Genomic DNA, 15,681 nt, shown 5'->3' with positions numbered 1-15,681 from the left:
AGTCTTTTTTTTGCGTCATTTATGAAAGCGCTTTTATAAATTTTCAAAATATTTTCATAAACGAAAGGAGAACATGATGAGAGTTCCGTATGAAGAAATGGTAAAGGAGTTTGCACGAGTTTTGGAGAAAAAAGGATTCCAGAAAGGGGATGCGGAAAATGCGGCAGTTATCTTTGCGCAGAACAGCCTGGCAGGGGTGTTTTCCCATGGCCTGAATCGTTTTCCGCGCGTGGTCAGCTATCTGGAAAAGGGAGAGATCGATCCGGACGCAAGAGCAACCTGCGAGATGCAGATGGGTGCCATTGAGCGCTGGGATGGTCATAGAGGATTTGGTCCTCTGAATGCGAAACGAGCTATGGACCGTGCCTGTGAGCTGGCTAAAGAACATGGAATCGGCTGTGTTGCATTGGGTAATAATAACCATTGGATGCGCGGAGGTACATATGGATGGCTTGCTGCGGACAATGGATGTATTGGTATCTGCTGGTCCAATACGATGCCGAATATGCCGGCGTGGGGAGGCGTGGACCGCAAGATTGGAAATAATCCGCTGATCATGGCAGTGCCTCGCTCCAACGTAGAACATGCGATGATCGACTGCGCGGTTTCCCAGTTCTCCTATGGAAAGATCGAAGACTGCCGGCTCAGAGGCGTGCAGCTTCCGGTTCCGGGAGGATACGATACCAAAGGAGAGCTGACCACAGACCCGGCAGAGATTGAGAAAACATGGCGTGTGCTTCCGATGGGATACTGGAAGGGAAGCGGTCTCTCCATCATCCTTGACCTGATTGCCACCGTACTGACCAATGGAAACTCCGTTCAGAAAATCGGAACCTTTGGTGATGAGATTGGTCTGACACAGATTATGATCGCCATTGATCCGACAAAGTTTAATACGGTGGAGGAGACGGACGCCATCGTCGATGCCATTCTGGCAGATGTGAAATCTTCTGAACCTGTTGCAGAAGGAGGAGAAGTTCTCTATCCGGGTGAGCTGGAACTGAAGAATATCAAAGAAAATAAAGAACAGGGAATTCCTGTCATCGAGGAAGTATGGGATTCTGTTTTGAAAATGTAATTATAATAGGAAGAGAATGAGGAGGAAAAGGAATTGGATTCTCCACGCCGTACCTTTTCGCGTTGATGGTCATTCCGTCCATCACGATGAATGTTTCCATCTGTATGACACAGAGCTGGATCGCCTGGGGCGTCAGCTATGCTAAGGTTTCAACGAGAGAACACCTGAAGAAAACTCTGCCATATGCGTGGATTATCTGTATCATCATGCAGGCGATCACTTATGTAATGTTCGGTTAAGGAGGAGCGGAAAATGAGTAATAGAAAAGTTCGAATGGGTATTGATGTGGGCGGAACGCACACAAAAGCGGTTGCCATTGATAATGAAACGCATGAGATCATCGGAAAGTCTTCTGTGAAGACGACCCATGATGACAAAGCCGGCGTGGCGGCCGGCGTGGAAGTGCCTTTGATGATCATGCGAGGCGCGGCGGTGTTATGGAGATCAGCGAGATGAAAAAGAGACCAGTGCTTACCATGCTCTCCGGACCGGCAGCCTCCGTCATGGGCAGTCTCATGTACCTTCGTGCATCCAACGGCGTGTACTTTGAGGTGGGCGGCACCACCACCAATATCGGCGTTATCAAAGACGGACGTCCTGCCATTGATTATTCTGTGGTCGGCGGGCACCGTACCTACATCAGCAGCCTGGATGTCCGTGTTCTGGGCGTTGCAGGCGGAAGCATGATTCGTGCGGATAAAAATGGAGTGAAGGATGTCGGTCCTCGTTCTGCGCACATAGCCGGTATGGATTACGCCGTGTTTACGCCGGAAGAAGAGATCGTGGATCCGAAGGTTGTTTTCTTCAGTCCGAAAGAAGGCGATCCGGATGATTATGTTGCCATTGAACTGAAAAACGGAAAACGTATCACCATCACCAATACCTGCGCGGCAAATGTACTGGGGCTCATCAAGCCGGAATATTTCGCTTATGGAAATGCCAGCGCGGCTCGCAAGGCCATGCAGCCTCTGGCGGACTACATGGGAAAAACTGTAGAAGAGGTGGCGACGCAGATCCTTACGAGAGCTTATGAAAAGATTGAGCCGATCATTATGGATCTGGCAGAAAAATATCGTCTCGAAAAAGACCAGATCAGCCTGGTGGGCGTCGGCGGAGGAGCTGCCGCTCTGATCGGTTTCTGCTCCGATAAGATGGGACTTCGTTATTCGATTCCGGATAATGCGGAGGTCATTTCCTCCATCGGCGTTGCTCTTGCCATGGTTCGTGACGTTGTGGAACGTGTGGTTCCAAATCCGACGCCGGAAGATATCCGTTCCATTAAAGCGAAAGCCATCGACAAAGCGGTGGAAAGCGGCGCGGCAGCAGACAGTGTGGAGGTGCATATAGAGATAGACCCGCAGACTTCCAAGCTGACAGCCATTGCCCTGGGTTCAACGGAAGTAAAGACGACAGATCTGTTAAAAGAATGTACGGCAGAGGAAGCCTGTCAGCTGGCGGCCGACGATCTGAAAGCTGCGCCTTCAGAAATCACGGAAGAATGTGCGACAAAACATTTCTTTGTATTCGGTATGGACAGGAAAGGAAAACATCCGCTGCGCATCCTTGACAAAAAAGGATTCATCAAAGTCCAGAGAAATGATGGAAAAGCCGTTCTCTGCAAAGCGGGAAGCTACCGGAATGTGGTCTCCCAGCTGTGGGAAGAGCTGGCAATCTATCAGCAGGATGCAATTCTTCGTCCGGATTATTATATTTGTTCCGGCGCGAGGGTCATGGACTTTGCCGGTTCCATCGATCTTGATAAGATCATGATGCTGATGGAAGTGGAAATGCAGACGATCAATCCGGCGGATGACGTCATCATCGTCGGGGCAAAGAACAGTCTGTAAGACGACGGAGAGGAGTGCTTCTATGGGAAAAACGGAAAAACTGAAAGAGCTGTTTTGTGCATTTTGCGGTGGGAGCACTCCTGCGCCTGTGAAAACGGAGCCGGAGCTTCCATTGAAAGAAATGGTAGGGAAACTGGAAAGCTTTGATGAGGAAGACTGGGGACTGTACGCATTTAACCGGGAGCCGCTTTCCGGCAAATTTTCCGCCGGGCAGAAGAGACAGTATATCAGGAAGGCAAACGATTGCGGAAAAGAATGGGCGGAGCGTATCGCAGGAGAATATCATACCCGCAGACCGGGAGAGATTGCCGCGAAAATGGGTATCAGGGTAGAGACGCCCGCTGTTCCGGTGGGAGGAAAGCTTGTTTTGTTCGCGCAGTTTGTGCAGCCCGATGAAATTACGATTTTTACCGATTGTCTGGACAAAGCTTCTTCGATGGAGAAAGAAAGCGGCTGCCAGATGTTAAACAGGGAGGGATTATTTGAGATTCTGCTGGCGCATGAATTGTTTCACGCGGTGGAAGAAAGGCACGAGCAGGAGATTTACACCCGCACGGAAAAAGTGGAGCTCTGGAGAAAGCCTTTTTCTAACAAGTCTTCAATCGCCTGCCTGTCAGAAATTGCCGCCATGGCATTTGCCGCGCAGCTTTTGGGGCTTACAGTTTCGCCCTATATGCTCGATGTTCTGCTTGTCCGGGCATATGACAGAAACATGGCCGCCGGTTTGTTTGAGGAAATCTGTCGTCTGACGGAAGAGAAGATGAGGGGACAACAATAAATATTTAATTAATGAGGAGATGAGATGTTAACGACAAATCTTTCGTTGGCTGAGAAGTATGATTATCTCAGCGATAAATTTAAAAAAGCCTTTACATTTTTAAGGGAAACGGATCTTGCCGCTCTGCCGACAGGCAACATTCCCATTGAAGGTGAAGATATATATGCAAATGTACAGAGCTATACGACCATGGCAGCAGAGGATTGTCCGTTTGAAAGTCATCGTGCGTATTTTGATCTGCAGTATGTGGCAGAGGGGGAAGAGTGTTTTGGCTATGCGCCGGTGAATACTCTGCTTGCATCCATGGAGTATGATGAGGAAAGGGATCTGATTTTCTATGAGGAGCCGGCTGAAGCAGGAGCAGTGATTCTGAAAAAAGGAGACTTTGCCATTGTTCCTCCGGAGGATGGACATGCGCCGAGACGAATGACGGCGGCCGGCCCTTGTAAAGTAAAAAAGATCGTTGTGAAAATAAAAATATGACAAAAATCCATCTGCAAAGTAGAGGAGGAAGAACAAAATGAAAAGTTCATTTCGCTGGTACGGGGAAGATGATCCCGTTACATTAGATAAAATCCGCCAGATTCCGGGGATGCGTTCGGTTGTTTCGGCTGTATACGACGTAAAACCGGGACAGGTCTGGCCGGAAGAAAGCATCCGCCGTCTGTCAGAACTGTGCAGAGAGCACGGCCTGGTGTTTGACGTGGTGGAATCCATTCCGGTCACCGAAGAAATCAAGCTGGGAAGACCGGAAAGAGAAGAACATATCGCAAACTACTGTGAGTCGATCCGCCGCTGTGCCAAATATGGCGTCAAATGTATCACATATAATTTTATGCCGGTATTTGACTGGACGCGAACACAGCTTGATAAAGTGGCGGAGGACGGTTCCACCAGCCTTGTTATGTACTGGGAGCAGATGAAAGGGCTGGACCCGCTGAAAGATGATATTCATCTTCCGGGCTGGGACGCCAGCTATACCCAGGATGAAGTGAGGGAGCTGATTCGCGCCTATCAGGAGCTGGGCGAGGAAGGCTTATGGAACAATATTGAATATTTCTTAAAACGAGTGATCCCGGTGGCGGAGGAATGCGGCGTTATCATGGCGCTTCATCCGGATGATCCGCCATATCCGATCTTCGGACTTCCGAGAGTGATTACCTGCGAGGCAAATCTGGATCGCTACCTTTCCATCGTGGACAGCCCGTCCAATAGCCTGTGTTTATGTACCGGCTCTCTGGGATGTTCGCCGGAAAACGATGTGCCGGCTTTGGTCAGAAAATATTCCGCCATGGGACGAATTGGTTTCATGCATTTGCGCAACGTCAAAATCCTGCCGGATACTTCCTTTGAAGAGTCCGGTCATCTGTCGCAGGAAGGTTCTCTTGATATGAACGCCATCGTGAAGGCTCTGGTTGAAACCGGGTTTACCGGATATTTCCGTCCTGATCACGGCAGGATGATATGGGGAGAGACAGGAAAGCCGGGGTACGGACTTTTTGACCGCGCTTGGAAGCGCTTACTGGAACAGATTATTATTTCAGTAAAAAATATAAGATGCACATTGTGGATCGTGTGGGCGGCGGAGACAGCTTTGGAGGCGGATTGATCGCAGCATGTCTAAACGGATATGGACCGCAGGAAACGATTGAATTTGCTGTTGCAGCCTCCTGCCTGAAACATTCCATTGAGGGAGACTATAATATGGTGTCAGTAGATGAAGTGCTGAAGCTTGCGGGCGGAGACGGCTCAGGCAGAGTACAGAGATAAATTGTCAATAGATTCCTCCAAAAATAGATCTATATGAACAGGGGCAGATGCAATAAACATAATCGCATCTGCCCCTCTGCCGTGGAAGAGGCAGCTGTTATTCATGGGATATCACATCAACCACCGACATTTCCCGGATTCTCTTTGCAGGGCCATACACAGCCGCGCTGCTGGAAAGACCGATGACCAGCACGATGACGGCGAAGGCTGAGGCAGGAAAATGCCACGGATCGTTCCAGCGGCTGGCAATGAGCATCTGCCACATATAATAATGAAGCGGTAGACCGATGATAGCACCGCTGAGAATGCCACAGAAAGCGTAGACGAATGTTTCCGCGCCGATCATCTTTGTGAGCTGTCCGATTTCAATACCTACCGCCCGCATGGCTCCGTACTGTTTTATATGTGCTGAGACGCTCATGGAGATGCTGTTGATGATATTGAAGGCGGCAATCATGGCGATGATGGCAAGAAAACCGTACACAAACAGGGCGAAAGAGAAGAAAGCTCCTCTGGTTTCCTGATTGCTCAATCTCTGGTCAGAAAATGCCAGACGGCCGCCCAGGCTGTCTCTGGCCAGCTGACGGATGGCGTTGACGTCGGCGTCGGTGGCATTATCTTCCAGCTGAATATCAATAATGGTATAATTGTCGTTTCCGGTGATCGCTGTGAACAGTTCTTCTGAACAGACGAGAATCCAGTCGCTGCCGGCAAGATCGAACGGACACTGATACAATGTGTCGGAGACGGTCAGCGTTCCCCGGTCGGTGACGATCTGATCGCCTTCCTGCAGCGGCTGCGCCATGTTTTGTGCCGCCAGCACGTAGTTTTTGCCAACGGTATTCCCTCCGCTGTCCATCACCTGCTGCAGTTTTTCTCCTCCGGCAGCCCATCCTTTCTGCTCTGCCCAGCCGAACTGGTTTTCTTCATAAGAGATCAACGTGACGGTGACATCGCGGCCTTCACAGGTGGCGTTGATGTCTGCGAAGCTTCGTCCATAGACACGTTTTACATAATCCAGCTCCCCGATTTCCTGCGCCAGACCCTTATCGATAATGCAGCTGTTGTCCGAGACGGCGACAGAGAGATCCGGCGTGTAAGGCTGCAGCGGATTCAGGGCACGGTGCATAAAATCCACAAAAACAGAAAAGCCCAGAAAGAGTATGATGCTAATGGCAAAAGAACCAGTCATCAGGAGCAGATTCTTTTTATTTTGTTTTGCGTGGTGCAGCCCCAGAGCTGTATGGACTTTTAAAAATCTGGTATTGGCAGCCCGCCGGATTTTTGTCTGTGGTCCGGCGTTACCGGAAACTGCGGTCAGCGGCGATACCCGGGAAGCCTTTTTTGCCGGGGAGCCGGCTGCCAGAAGGACAGTAAGGATGCCGACGACAGCGCCTGCGATGATGCCGGAGAGGCTGAAGCCGAAAACCGGCAGCTCTGCGAACATGCCCGGACTTAAGTATCGGAGCATGGCGCAGAGAATCCATGTGACCAGAAGGCCGAGAAAAACACCGGCAGGTATGGCGGCTTTACACCAGTTCAGAGCTTCCAGACGGACGAACCGCATGATTTGTTTCGGCTCTGCTCCCAGACATCGCAGCATGCCGAAAAATTCTGTCCGCCTGGAGACGCTGCTGTTCAGGCTGCTGGCAATCATCAGAACGCCGGCGGCCAGCACAAAAAGGAAGAGAACAACAGCCGCCACATACAGATCGGTCATATAGGAATCGCTGCTGAATCCAAGGACGCCCAGAAGTGCGGTGTTCTCGCCCACATTGTCATCATTCAGCTGATATTCTTCTTTGATATTCTGAATGGAACGGCGCATGTTGCAGTTTTCTTTAAACTGCACATAGTACGTCATATCGGAATCGGTCATGGTTTTCTGATTTACAGTTGCGAAAAGATTCTGATACGTGTGCAGAGACATAAAGACGGCAATGGCGTCCACTTTTGAGGTCAGCACGTTATTGATGCTGAAGCCGGAAATGGTAAAATTCATAGTCCCGCCGGAAGGAATGGTGAGGGTAACTGTATCGCCGATGTTCACGCCCAGGATATCCTTTGCATTTTCCGTCAGGAGAATCTGATTCTTCTTATAAGGAAACTCTCCCGAACCAAGATTATTCATAATGTCGTTTACCAGCGTATCTTCTACGCCGCAGATAGCGACCTTCGACCCGTTTAAGGCATAATTTTCTTTCAGGCGATAATTCATCACAGCATACCAGGAAGAAGCGGCCACATCAGGACGCTGCGCGATGAGAGAGGCGTCTTCCTGTGAAATGTTTTGGATGGCTATGTGCCAGTTGCCATTGTCATAGATAGCGCGGATCTTCTGACTTCGGAGTTCCATGTCCGCCATACTGAAAATAGTGCTTACCAGAAAGACGGCCAGAATAATACAGAGCAGCGTCATTTTGTTCTGCCGCCGGTGAACTTTTGCGGAAATGGGAATGAGGCTAAGATAACTTTTCATCGCTGGTCCCTCCCAAATCTTTTAATACGCCGTCGCTGACGTGAAGCACCCGGTCGGCGGCGCTGGTCAGATTGATATTGTGCGTGATCATCAGGATGGTCTGGCGGTATTTCCGGGAAGCGGCGGTCAGAAGCTCCACCACATCCCGGCTGCTCCGTGAGTCGAGATTTCCCGTCGGTTCATCGGCAAGGATCAGCATCGGTTTGGTGATCAGCGCCCGCCCAATGGCCACCCGCTGCTGCTGGCCGCCGGAAAGCTGGCTTGGCAGATGCCGGCGGCGTTCTGTGAGTCCCAGCACCTCGAGAATCTCATCTACCGCATCCTGATCGGGCCTCTGATAGTCCAGAAGAAGAGGAAAAATGATGTTCTGTTCCACATTTAGTTCCGGAACAAGCTGAAAGGACTGGAAAACAAAGCCGATATTGCGCCGCCGGAAAATTGTCCGTTTTTTTTCAGACATGGCAAAAATATCAGTATTATTGATATACACTTTTCCGCCGGTCGGATGATCCAGTGCGCCTATGCAGTTTAGGAGAGTGCTTTTTCCGGAACCGGACTCTCCTACAATGGCGGTAAACTCTCCGCGGGGGACAGTGAAAGAGACGTCGTTGAGAGCTTTCACTGTGTTTTCGCCGGAGCCGTAAATCTTTGTAACATGTTCTACTTTTAATATTTCCATATACATACCTCCTTACGCTCTTATTATGTCAGAGGCAGCTTACAGTCTGGTGAATGCAGTCTTACAGTTTTGTAAGCTGGGAAACCTTACTGCCGGGAAAAGATAGAAGAAAAGTAGTTCCGGCTCCCGGAAAACTTTCTACGGTGAGAAATCCTCCCTGTCCCTCCATGATGGATTTAGCCAGAGGGAGCCCCAGACCGACTCCCTGGGCGTCCCGGGCATTTTTGCTGCGGTAAAAACGTTTGAAAATATGATGGATGTCTTCTTCCGGGATACCGGATCCGTCGTCGGTGACGGACAGCCGCGTCATGTCCGGGGAGCTTTCCCATGAAATGCGGATATGACCGCCGTTATCCGTATGGTCAAGAGCGTTCTTAACGATGTTTTCCAGGGCTTCCATGGTCCAGTCTTTGTCACAGAAGATCGGCGCCTGTTCCTCTCCGTGGAGAGAAAGAATTTTTTGCTCCCGCCCGGCTCTGGTAGTCAGCTCTTCAATGGATGTGCGGACCAGAATGCCGGCCGGACAGCTTTCTTTATGGAATTCAATGCCCCCGGCGTCAAGGCGGGTGAGTTTCAGTAATGTTTTGATGAGGTGTTCCATCCGGTTTATGGAAGCAGCGGATTTTTCAGAAAAAGTCTGCACGGTCATAGAATGATTGGTCTCGTCCCGGATGATCTCGTTGTACATGGACAGGGCGGCAAGAGGCGTTTTTAATTGATGGGAAATGTCAGAGACAGTATTTTTCAGAAAAATTTTTGCCTGTTTTTCAGTCTCCTGACCTGCCTGGAGAGCCGTTGCCATAGTGTTGATTTTGTCGAACAGATGGGAGAGTCCGCCGTTATCCCACGGAGGAAGCAGACATGAAAAGTCGCCGCCGGTGTAACGGGTGACCGTTTCTGCTGCTTCTCTATAGAGGGATTCCTGTTTCCGGACAAAAAGAAACAGAACAAGAAGCTGCAGACAGCCGGTAAAGGAGATAAAAAGCAGCGTCGCCGTGAGGAATGTGTTCTGTGTTTCGTGAACAGAAAAACTGTTGTTTGCAGAAAATCCCAGCTTGCGAAGGAGAGCCGCTCCCTCGGAGGATATCCTGTTTCCGGTGACGGCCCTGGCGCAGACGTCTGCCGGGACTCCGTCTTCAAGCAGGGCGCTCACCATAGCGTTGGTTCGGGTCAGCGCCAGATGCTGTATCCGTTGTTCCTGCAAAAGGTTCAGGGCAAACATGCCGACCAGCAGAAAGCTGAGAAGAAAAATGGTGGTCAGAATCAGAGTACGCTGTCGTTTATCTTGTAATAATGTCATTGTCTCACCTCGTTCCACCGGTATCCGAAACCGCGAACGGTTGTGAGAAGTTCGGGCCGGGAAGGATTTTTTTCTATTTTTTCCCGCAGACGGCGGATATAGACGGAGAGAGTATTATCATCTACAAAATGTCCGGCTCCGTCCCAGAGTTCATCAAGGATCATACTGCGGGTGACCACTAGTCCTGCGTTTCGTACCAGCAGGCAGAGAAGGCGGTATTCGGCAGAGGTCAGCTCCAGCGGCTGACCATAAAGGGTGACACGGCTGGTGAGCAGATCGATGGAAATATTTCCGGAAGTAAGGACAGAGGAATCCCCACCCGGAATGTTTTTGCTGCCGCTTCTTCGGAGCAAAGCCCGAATCCGGGAGAAAAGTTCGCCCAGACGAAAAGGCTTTGTGATATAGTCGTCTCCGCCGCTGTCCAGACCGCGGATCACATGAAATTCTTCGTCAGAAGCCGTAAGGAAAATGATAGGTACTGCGTTGCCGTTTTTTCGTATTTCCTCACACAGATCGAAACCGTTTCCGTCAGGCAGGGTGACATCAAGAAGTAAAAGGGTATATGATACAGAGGACAGAAGCGCTCTCGCTTCAGCCAGAGACCGTGCGGTATCCACGGAAAAATTATTCTTTTTCAGGCTGTATTCCAGTCCGTCGATCAGACTAGCGTCATCTTCCAGTAATAATATTTTTTGCATGGTAGTTCTCCTCTATAATATGGCAGTTCTCATCTATAATAAAGAAAGTTGCGTTCGAGACTTATTATAGTTTAAGGAGCGGGAAAATGGCAAGAATGTACGGAAAGAAAAAATGATTTTAAACTTTTAAACTACTGGAAAAAATGATAGACTAATCGGGAAGAAAATAGTCAGGAAAAGGAAGTATAAGTTATGAAAATGATTATCCGGTTTATGAAAGACTATAAAAAGGAAAGTATCCTCGCGCCCTTGTTTAAGATGCTGGAGGCGATGCTGGAACTGCTGGTGCCTCTGGTGGTTGCAGCCATCATTGATAAAGGCATTTACACGGGCAGCAGGCGTTACATTTTTATGATGTGTCTGGTACTTTTCGCGCTGGCGCTTATTGGTCTTTTGTTTTCCATCACAGCGCAGTATTTCGCGGCAAAATCGGCGGTGGGAGCGGCTTCGGCCATGCGCTCCCGGCTGTTTTCGCACATTTTATCATTTGGATACAGGGAAATGGATGATATCGGCAGTTCCACCCTTATCACCCGTATGACCAGCGATATTAATCAGGTGCAGAACGGCATCAACATGGTGCTGCGCCTGTTTCTCCGGTCCCCGTTTATCGTGTTCGGCGCCATGATCATGGCGTTTACCATTGATGTGCGGGCAGCGCTGATTTTTGTTGTGACCATTCCGCTGCTGTCCCTGGTAGTCTTTACGGTCATGGGTGTGACGAAACCTATCTATAAGAGAGTGCAGGCGGCGCTCGATCATATTCTGAACATAACCCGGGAGAATCTGACCGGCGTGCGCGTTATTCGCGCGTTCAACAGAGAAGAGAGCGAGAAAGAAGCGTTTTTTGCAGGTAATGACCGGCTGACAGCGCTGCAGAAACTGGCGGGTATGATTTCAGGTCTGACCAATCCGCTGACTCTCGTGATCATCAATCTGGCGATCATTGTGCTCATTCAGACCGGAGCCGTGCGGGTAAATGAAGGCTCTCTTTCTCAGGGTGAAGTGGTGGCTCTTTATAACTATCTGTCTCAGATTCTGGTGGAGCTTATCAAATTTGCCAACCTGATCGTGACCATCACAAAGGCTCTCGCCAGTGTGAATCGTGTGCAGGATATTTTTGCGATCGCGCCGGAGATGAAGGAAGGCAGCCTGGAGTATTCCTCTTTTTATCCGGAGAAGCAGTCTGGCGTTCCGGCGGTAGAGTTTTCAGACGTTTCCTTCTGCTATAATGAGGGAGGAGAAGCGGCTGTCAGCGATATTACTTTTCGTGTGGAACCGGGAGAGACTATCGGCATTATCGGAGGCACCGGAGCCGGTAAAACCACTCTTGTGAATTTAATCCCTCGTTTTTATGATGCAGTATCCGGGACAGTTTCGCTTTTCGGGCATGATGTGAAGGAATACAGTTTCCGGGAACTTCGGAATATGGTGTCGGTGGTGCCGCAGAAAGCACAGCTTTTTGCGGGAACTATCCGGAGTAATCTCCTGATGGGGGTGCCGGAAGCTGCCGAACAGGAGATAGAGGAAGCTCTTGCCATTTCACAGGCAAAAGAATTTGTGGATGAGAAAGACGGCAGGCTTGATGCTTATGTAGAGCAGGGCGGCAGAAATCTGTCCGGCGGTCAGAAGCAGAGGCTGACACTGGCCAGGGCACTGCTGAAAAAAGCGCCGGTGCTTATCATGGACGACAGTGCTTCGGCCCTTGACTTCGCGACGGATGCCCGGCTGCGTCAGGCAATCAAAGAAATGAAACATAAACCGACCGTGTTTATTGTGGCACAGAGGGCGTCGTCTCTGATGCATGCCGATAAAATTATCGTGCTGGATGACGGAAAGATCGCGGGTATGGGTGACCACGCTTCCCTGCTGCAAGAATGCGACATTTACCGGGAAATTTATGAGACACAGTTTAAGAAGGAGGCATAACCATGGAAAAGAAGAAAAAAATGACGCAGAAAGAAACGGCGGCGCGCCTCTGGATTTATCTGAAGCCTCATAGTTTTTTTGTGATCCTGTCTCTGCTCACGGCGGCGGCGACGGTTGCGGGAACGTTGTATCTGCCGATATTGATGGGGGAGGCTATTGATCATATTATCGGACCGGGGCAGGTTCATTTTACCGTCATTGGAAAAATTCTCCTGTCCGGAGTGGCAGCCGCCATTGTGACCGGGCTTGCGCAGTGGATAATGAATATCTGTAATAATCGCATCACGTTTCATGTGACCCGGGATATCAGAAACCGCGCCATAGAAAAAATTGAAATTCTTCCTCTGAAATATGTGGACGGTCATTCCTACGGGGACGTGGTGAGCCGTGTCATCGCTGACGTGGATCAGTTTGCCGACGGACTTCTTATGGGTTTCACCCAGTTTTTCACGGGAGTCATCACTATTTTAGGGACCATAGGTTTTATGTTCTCTATTCATGTGTGGATTGCTCTGCTGGTAGTATGTCTGACGCCGATATCTTTGTTTGTGGCGCGATTTATCGCCAGTCATACTTATTCTATGTTCCGGCTTCAGTCGGAGACCAGAGGACAGGAAACGGCGCTCACAGAAGAAATGATGGAAGGACAGAAGGTTGTGAAGGCTTTTGGCTATGAACAAAGAGCGCAGGAACGATTTGACGAGATTAATGAACGTCTGAGAGACTGTTCTTTGCAGGCAACTTTTTATTCTTCTCTCACTAATCCCTGCACCCGGTTTGTCAACAGCATTGTTTATGCCAGCGTAGCCTTAAGCGGAGCGCTCACGGCGCTGACCGGCGGATTATCTGTGGGACAGCTTACGGTGCTGCTGAGCTATGCCAATCAATATACCAAACCGTTCAACGAGATTTCCGGTGTGGTGACAGAATTACAAAATGCGTTTGCCTGCGCGGCACGTATTTTCGAACTTATCGACGAAACGCCGCAGACGCCGGAGCCTGCAGATGCAAAAGAACTTGTCCACGTGAAAGGAGATGTATCTCTTTCCCATGTAAAGTTTTCTTATGAACCGGAGAAGAAACTCATTGAGGATTTTAACCTGCAGGTAAAGAAAGGACAAAGAGTGGCTATCGTAGGGCCCACGGGATGCGGAAAGACAACGATTATTAATCTTCTCATGAGGTTCTATGACGTAAATGCGGGCGCCATTCAGGTAGACGGCGAAGATATCCGGCAGGTGACCAGATACAGTCTCAGAGATTCCTATGGTATGGTACTGCAGGATACCTGGCTGAAAACAGGAACTGTCCGGGATAATATCACTCTGGGCAGTGACGTTTTTACTGACGAGGAGATCATACATGCGGCCAAGGAAGCGCATTCCTATAGTTTCATAAAGAAAATGCCGAAGGGCCTTGATACGTGGATTACAGAGGACGGCGCCGGCATGAGTCAGGGACAGAAACAGCTTTTGTGTATTACGAGAGTCATGCTGCATGTGCCGGCAATGCTGATCCTGGACGAGGCGACCTCATCGATTGATACAAGAACGGAACAAAAGATTCAGAACGCATTTGCCAAGCTCATGGAGGGGAGAACCAGTTTTATCGTCGCCCACCGCCTTTCTACAATACAGAATGCGGATACGATTCTCGTGATGAAAAACGGCAGGATCATCGAGCAGGGCGATCATGAAAGTCTGCTGGCGCAGGATGGTTTTTATGCGCAGCTGTATAACAGTCAGTTCGCGAATGTGTAGCAGTTTCTTACATTTATTGAGAATTTTGTTTCTGTAAAGATACAGCAAATGTATGGCGGAATACTTGTTTTTTCGTGGAAAATCCCTTATAATCAACTTGCTGACCAATAAAAGACAGATTGTCTGCAACTTTTAATCTTTTATTCGCGGCACTAAAAAATATAATGATACATTTTTATTTTATGAGGTGAACAAAATGTTTAGTAAAGTAACAGAGGATATCTATTACGTGGGAGTCAATGATCATCAGATTGATTTGTTTGAAGGCCAGTATGTGGTTCCAAATGGTATGGCTTATAACTCTTATGTGGTAATGGATGAGAAGGTGGTTGTATTTGACACGGTGGACGCGCATTTCAAAGATGAGTGGCTTGCCAACGTGGCGGAGGTACTGGACGGCCGGAAACCGGATTATCTTATCATTCAGCACATGGAGCCGGATCATTCCGCCAATATCGCGGCTTTTGCGGAAGCATATCCGGAAGTGAAGATCGTTGCCAACGCCATGGCTTTCAATATGGTAAAACAGTTCTTCGGCACAGACTTTGCTGATAGAAGACTGGTTGTAAAAGACGGAGAGACTCTTTCTTCCGGTAAACATACCTTTACTTTTGTGTTTGCTCCGATGGTACACTGGCCGGAAGTTATGGTAACCTATGATTCTGCGGATAAGGTATTGTTCTCCGCCGATGGTTTTGGTAAGTTCGGCGCGCTGGACGTGGAAGAGGAATGGGCCTGCGAGGCGAGAAGATACTACATCGGTATCGTTGGCAAATACGGTCTCATGGTGCAGAAGCTTTTACAAAAGGCGTCTGCTCTGGATATCCAGGTGATCTGCCCGCTCCATGGTCCGGTATTAAAAGAGAACCTCGGTTATTACCTTGATCTGTATAACACCTGGTCTTCTTACGGTGTGGAGACAGAGGGAACAGTCATTGCTTACACCTCTGTATATGGCAATACCAGAAAAGCAGTGGAGCTTCTGGCAAAGAAACTGGAAGAAGAAGGCTGCCCGAAGGTTGTGGTAAATGACCTGGCCCGCTGTGATATGGCAGAGGCTGTGGAAGATGCCTTCCGTTACGGCAAGATGGTTCTTGCATCCACTACATATAATGCGGAGGTATTTCCGTTCATGCGTGATTTCCTGGCGGAAATTACAGAGAGAGGCTATCAGAACCGTAAAGTGGCCTTTATTGAGAATGGTACCTGGGCGCCGACAGCAGCCAAAGTGATGAAAGCGGCTTTTGATAAATCCGCTAATATTACTTTTGCTGATACGACGGTTACTATCAAGTCCGCAATGACTCCTGCTAACGAAGAGGAAATCGCTGCGCTTGCAAAAGAAATGAGATAGAACGATAAA

14 protein-coding genes and 1 pseudogene are annotated in these 15,681 nt (G+C 49.2%); 11 read left to right on the top strand and 4 right to left on the bottom strand.

The features are described 5' to 3' along the window. Positions 1–76 precede the first annotated feature (76 nt). The 8 genes and pseudogenes from yiaK to B5F87_RS07755 form a co-directional block, all read left to right on the top strand. On the top strand, positions 77–1,078 hold the full coding sequence (yiaK, locus tag B5F87_RS07785; RefSeq protein ID WP_087279289.1) for a 3-dehydro-L-gulonate 2-dehydrogenase: 1,002 nt from the start codon (positions 77–79) through the stop codon (positions 1,076–1,078). 104 nt (positions 1,079–1,182) lie between these two features. Beyond that, entirely contained in the window at positions 1,183–1,317 is a 135-nt protein-coding gene (locus B5F87_RS21585; protein WP_275532334.1) for a hypothetical protein, read from the top strand. A gap of 13 nt (positions 1,318–1,330) precedes the next feature. Beyond that, complete coding sequence (locus B5F87_RS21700) at positions 1,331–1,534, top strand: hypothetical protein (protein ID WP_343215741.1); 204 nt, start codon at positions 1,331–1,333, stop codon at positions 1,532–1,534. Further along, the gene (locus tag B5F87_RS07775; protein WP_343215740.1) at positions 1,531–2,925 is read left to right on the top strand and encodes a hydantoinase/oxoprolinase family protein; all 1,395 of its coding nucleotides are present in this window, start codon (positions 1,531–1,533) and stop codon (positions 2,923–2,925) included. The genes B5F87_RS21700 and B5F87_RS07775 overlap by 4 nt, the downstream gene beginning before the upstream one ends. A 22-nt stretch (positions 2,926–2,947) precedes the next feature. Next, the gene (locus tag B5F87_RS07770; protein ID WP_087279287.1) at positions 2,948–3,703 is read left to right on the top strand and encodes a hypothetical protein; all 756 of its coding nucleotides are present in this window, start codon (positions 2,948–2,950) and stop codon (positions 3,701–3,703) included. A gap of 24 nt (positions 3,704–3,727) precedes the next feature. Next, a complete protein-coding gene (locus B5F87_RS07765; RefSeq protein ID WP_087279284.1) occupies positions 3,728–4,186 on the top strand; it encodes a YhcH/YjgK/YiaL family protein in 459 nt (152 codons plus the stop codon). Positions 4,187–4,223: 37 nt separating this feature from the next. Then, positions 4,224–5,312: a mannonate dehydratase gene (locus B5F87_RS07760; protein WP_143405234.1), complete on the top strand. Its 1,089-nt coding sequence runs from the start codon at positions 4,224–4,226 to the stop codon at positions 5,310–5,312. After that, positions 5,228–5,473: pseudogene (locus B5F87_RS07755) on the top strand (PfkB family carbohydrate kinase); the annotation flags it as partial. The gene B5F87_RS07760 and the pseudogene B5F87_RS07755, both read left to right, overlap by 85 nt. A gap of 97 nt (positions 5,474–5,570) precedes the next feature. Here B5F87_RS07755 and B5F87_RS07750 read toward each other — a convergent pair. From B5F87_RS07750 to B5F87_RS07735, 4 genes are all read right to left on the bottom strand, one after another. Then, positions 5,571–7,952 carry an ABC transporter permease gene (locus B5F87_RS07750; protein WP_087279281.1) on the bottom strand — a complete coding sequence of 794 codons (2,382 nt, stop codon included), beginning with the start codon at positions 7,950–7,952 and terminating at the stop codon, positions 5,571–5,573. Beyond that, complete coding sequence (locus B5F87_RS07745; RefSeq protein WP_087279277.1) at positions 7,936–8,631, bottom strand: ABC transporter ATP-binding protein; 696 nt, start codon at positions 8,629–8,631, stop codon at positions 7,936–7,938. The genes B5F87_RS07750 and B5F87_RS07745 overlap by 17 nt, the downstream gene beginning before the upstream one ends. A 61-nt stretch (positions 8,632–8,692) precedes the next feature. Beyond that, positions 8,693–9,931 carry a HAMP domain-containing sensor histidine kinase gene (locus tag B5F87_RS07740; protein ID WP_087279275.1) on the bottom strand — a complete coding sequence of 413 codons (1,239 nt, stop codon included), beginning with the start codon at positions 9,929–9,931 and terminating at the stop codon, positions 8,693–8,695. Further along, complete coding sequence (locus B5F87_RS07735; protein ID WP_087279273.1) at positions 9,928–10,629, bottom strand: response regulator transcription factor; 702 nt, start codon at positions 10,627–10,629, stop codon at positions 9,928–9,930. Before B5F87_RS07735 ends, B5F87_RS07740 begins: the two co-directional genes overlap by 4 nt. Positions 10,630–10,821: 192 nt before the next feature. Here B5F87_RS07735 and B5F87_RS07730 point away from each other — a divergent pair, with 192 nt between their 5' ends. The 3 genes from B5F87_RS07730 to B5F87_RS07720 all read left to right on the top strand — a co-directional run bounded on the left by B5F87_RS07730 (position 10,822) and on the right by B5F87_RS07720 (position 15,672). Next, positions 10,822–12,558 carry an ABC transporter ATP-binding protein gene (locus B5F87_RS07730; RefSeq protein ID WP_087279271.1) on the top strand — a complete coding sequence of 579 codons (1,737 nt, stop codon included), beginning with the start codon at positions 10,822–10,824 and terminating at the stop codon, positions 12,556–12,558. Between the two features lie 2 nt (positions 12,559–12,560). Further along, entirely contained in the window at positions 12,561–14,318 is a 1,758-nt protein-coding gene (locus B5F87_RS07725; protein WP_087279268.1) for an ABC transporter ATP-binding protein, read from the top strand. Between the two features lie 196 nt (positions 14,319–14,514). After that, entirely contained in the window at positions 14,515–15,672 is a 1,158-nt protein-coding gene (locus B5F87_RS07720) for an MBL fold metallo-hydrolase (protein WP_087279265.1), read from the top strand. Positions 15,673–15,681 lie beyond the last annotated feature (9 nt).

It is taken from the genome of Eubacterium sp. An3 (assembly GCF_002159465.1).
GTDB lineage: Bacteria > Bacillota > Clostridia > Lachnospirales > Lachnospiraceae > Anaerobutyricum > Anaerobutyricum stercoris.
This window is presented reverse-complemented; position numbering and strand designations above follow the sequence as displayed.

Bases quoted from the DNA above. Each gene is read 5' to 3' on its own strand.
- B5F87_RS07725 (WP_087279268.1), top strand. From the start codon at position 12,561: ATGGAAAAGAAGAAAAAAATGACGCAGAAAGAAACGGCGGCGCGCCTC.
- B5F87_RS21585 (WP_275532334.1), top strand. From the start codon at position 1,183: ATGACACAGAGCTGGATCGCCTGGGGCGTCAGCTATGCTAAGGTTTCA.
- B5F87_RS07745 (WP_087279277.1), bottom strand. From the start codon at position 8,631: ATGGAAATATTAAAAGTAGAACATGTTACAAAGATTTACGGCTCCGGC.
- B5F87_RS07735 (WP_087279273.1), bottom strand. From the start codon at position 10,629: ATGCAAAAAATATTATTACTGGAAGATGACGCTAGTCTGATCGACGGA.
- B5F87_RS07775 (WP_343215740.1), top strand. From the start codon at position 1,531: ATGAAAAAGAGACCAGTGCTTACCATGCTCTCCGGACCGGCAGCCTCC.
- B5F87_RS07770 (WP_087279287.1), top strand. From the start codon at position 2,948: ATGGGAAAAACGGAAAAACTGAAAGAGCTGTTTTGTGCATTTTGCGGT.
- B5F87_RS07720 (WP_087279265.1), top strand. From the start codon at position 14,515: ATGTTTAGTAAAGTAACAGAGGATATCTATTACGTGGGAGTCAATGAT.
- B5F87_RS07760 (WP_143405234.1), top strand. From the start codon at position 4,224: ATGAAAAGTTCATTTCGCTGGTACGGGGAAGATGATCCCGTTACATTA.
- yiaK (WP_087279289.1), top strand. From the start codon at position 77: ATGAGAGTTCCGTATGAAGAAATGGTAAAGGAGTTTGCACGAGTTTTG.
- B5F87_RS21700 (WP_343215741.1), top strand. From the start codon at position 1,331: ATGAGTAATAGAAAAGTTCGAATGGGTATTGATGTGGGCGGAACGCAC.
- B5F87_RS07765 (WP_087279284.1), top strand. From the start codon at position 3,728: ATGTTAACGACAAATCTTTCGTTGGCTGAGAAGTATGATTATCTCAGC.
- B5F87_RS07730 (WP_087279271.1), top strand. From the start codon at position 10,822: ATGAAAATGATTATCCGGTTTATGAAAGACTATAAAAAGGAAAGTATC.
- B5F87_RS07750 (WP_087279281.1), bottom strand. From the start codon at position 7,952: ATGAAAAGTTATCTTAGCCTCATTCCCATTTCCGCAAAAGTTCACCGG.
- B5F87_RS07740 (WP_087279275.1), bottom strand. From the start codon at position 9,931: ATGACATTATTACAAGATAAACGACAGCGTACTCTGATTCTGACCACC.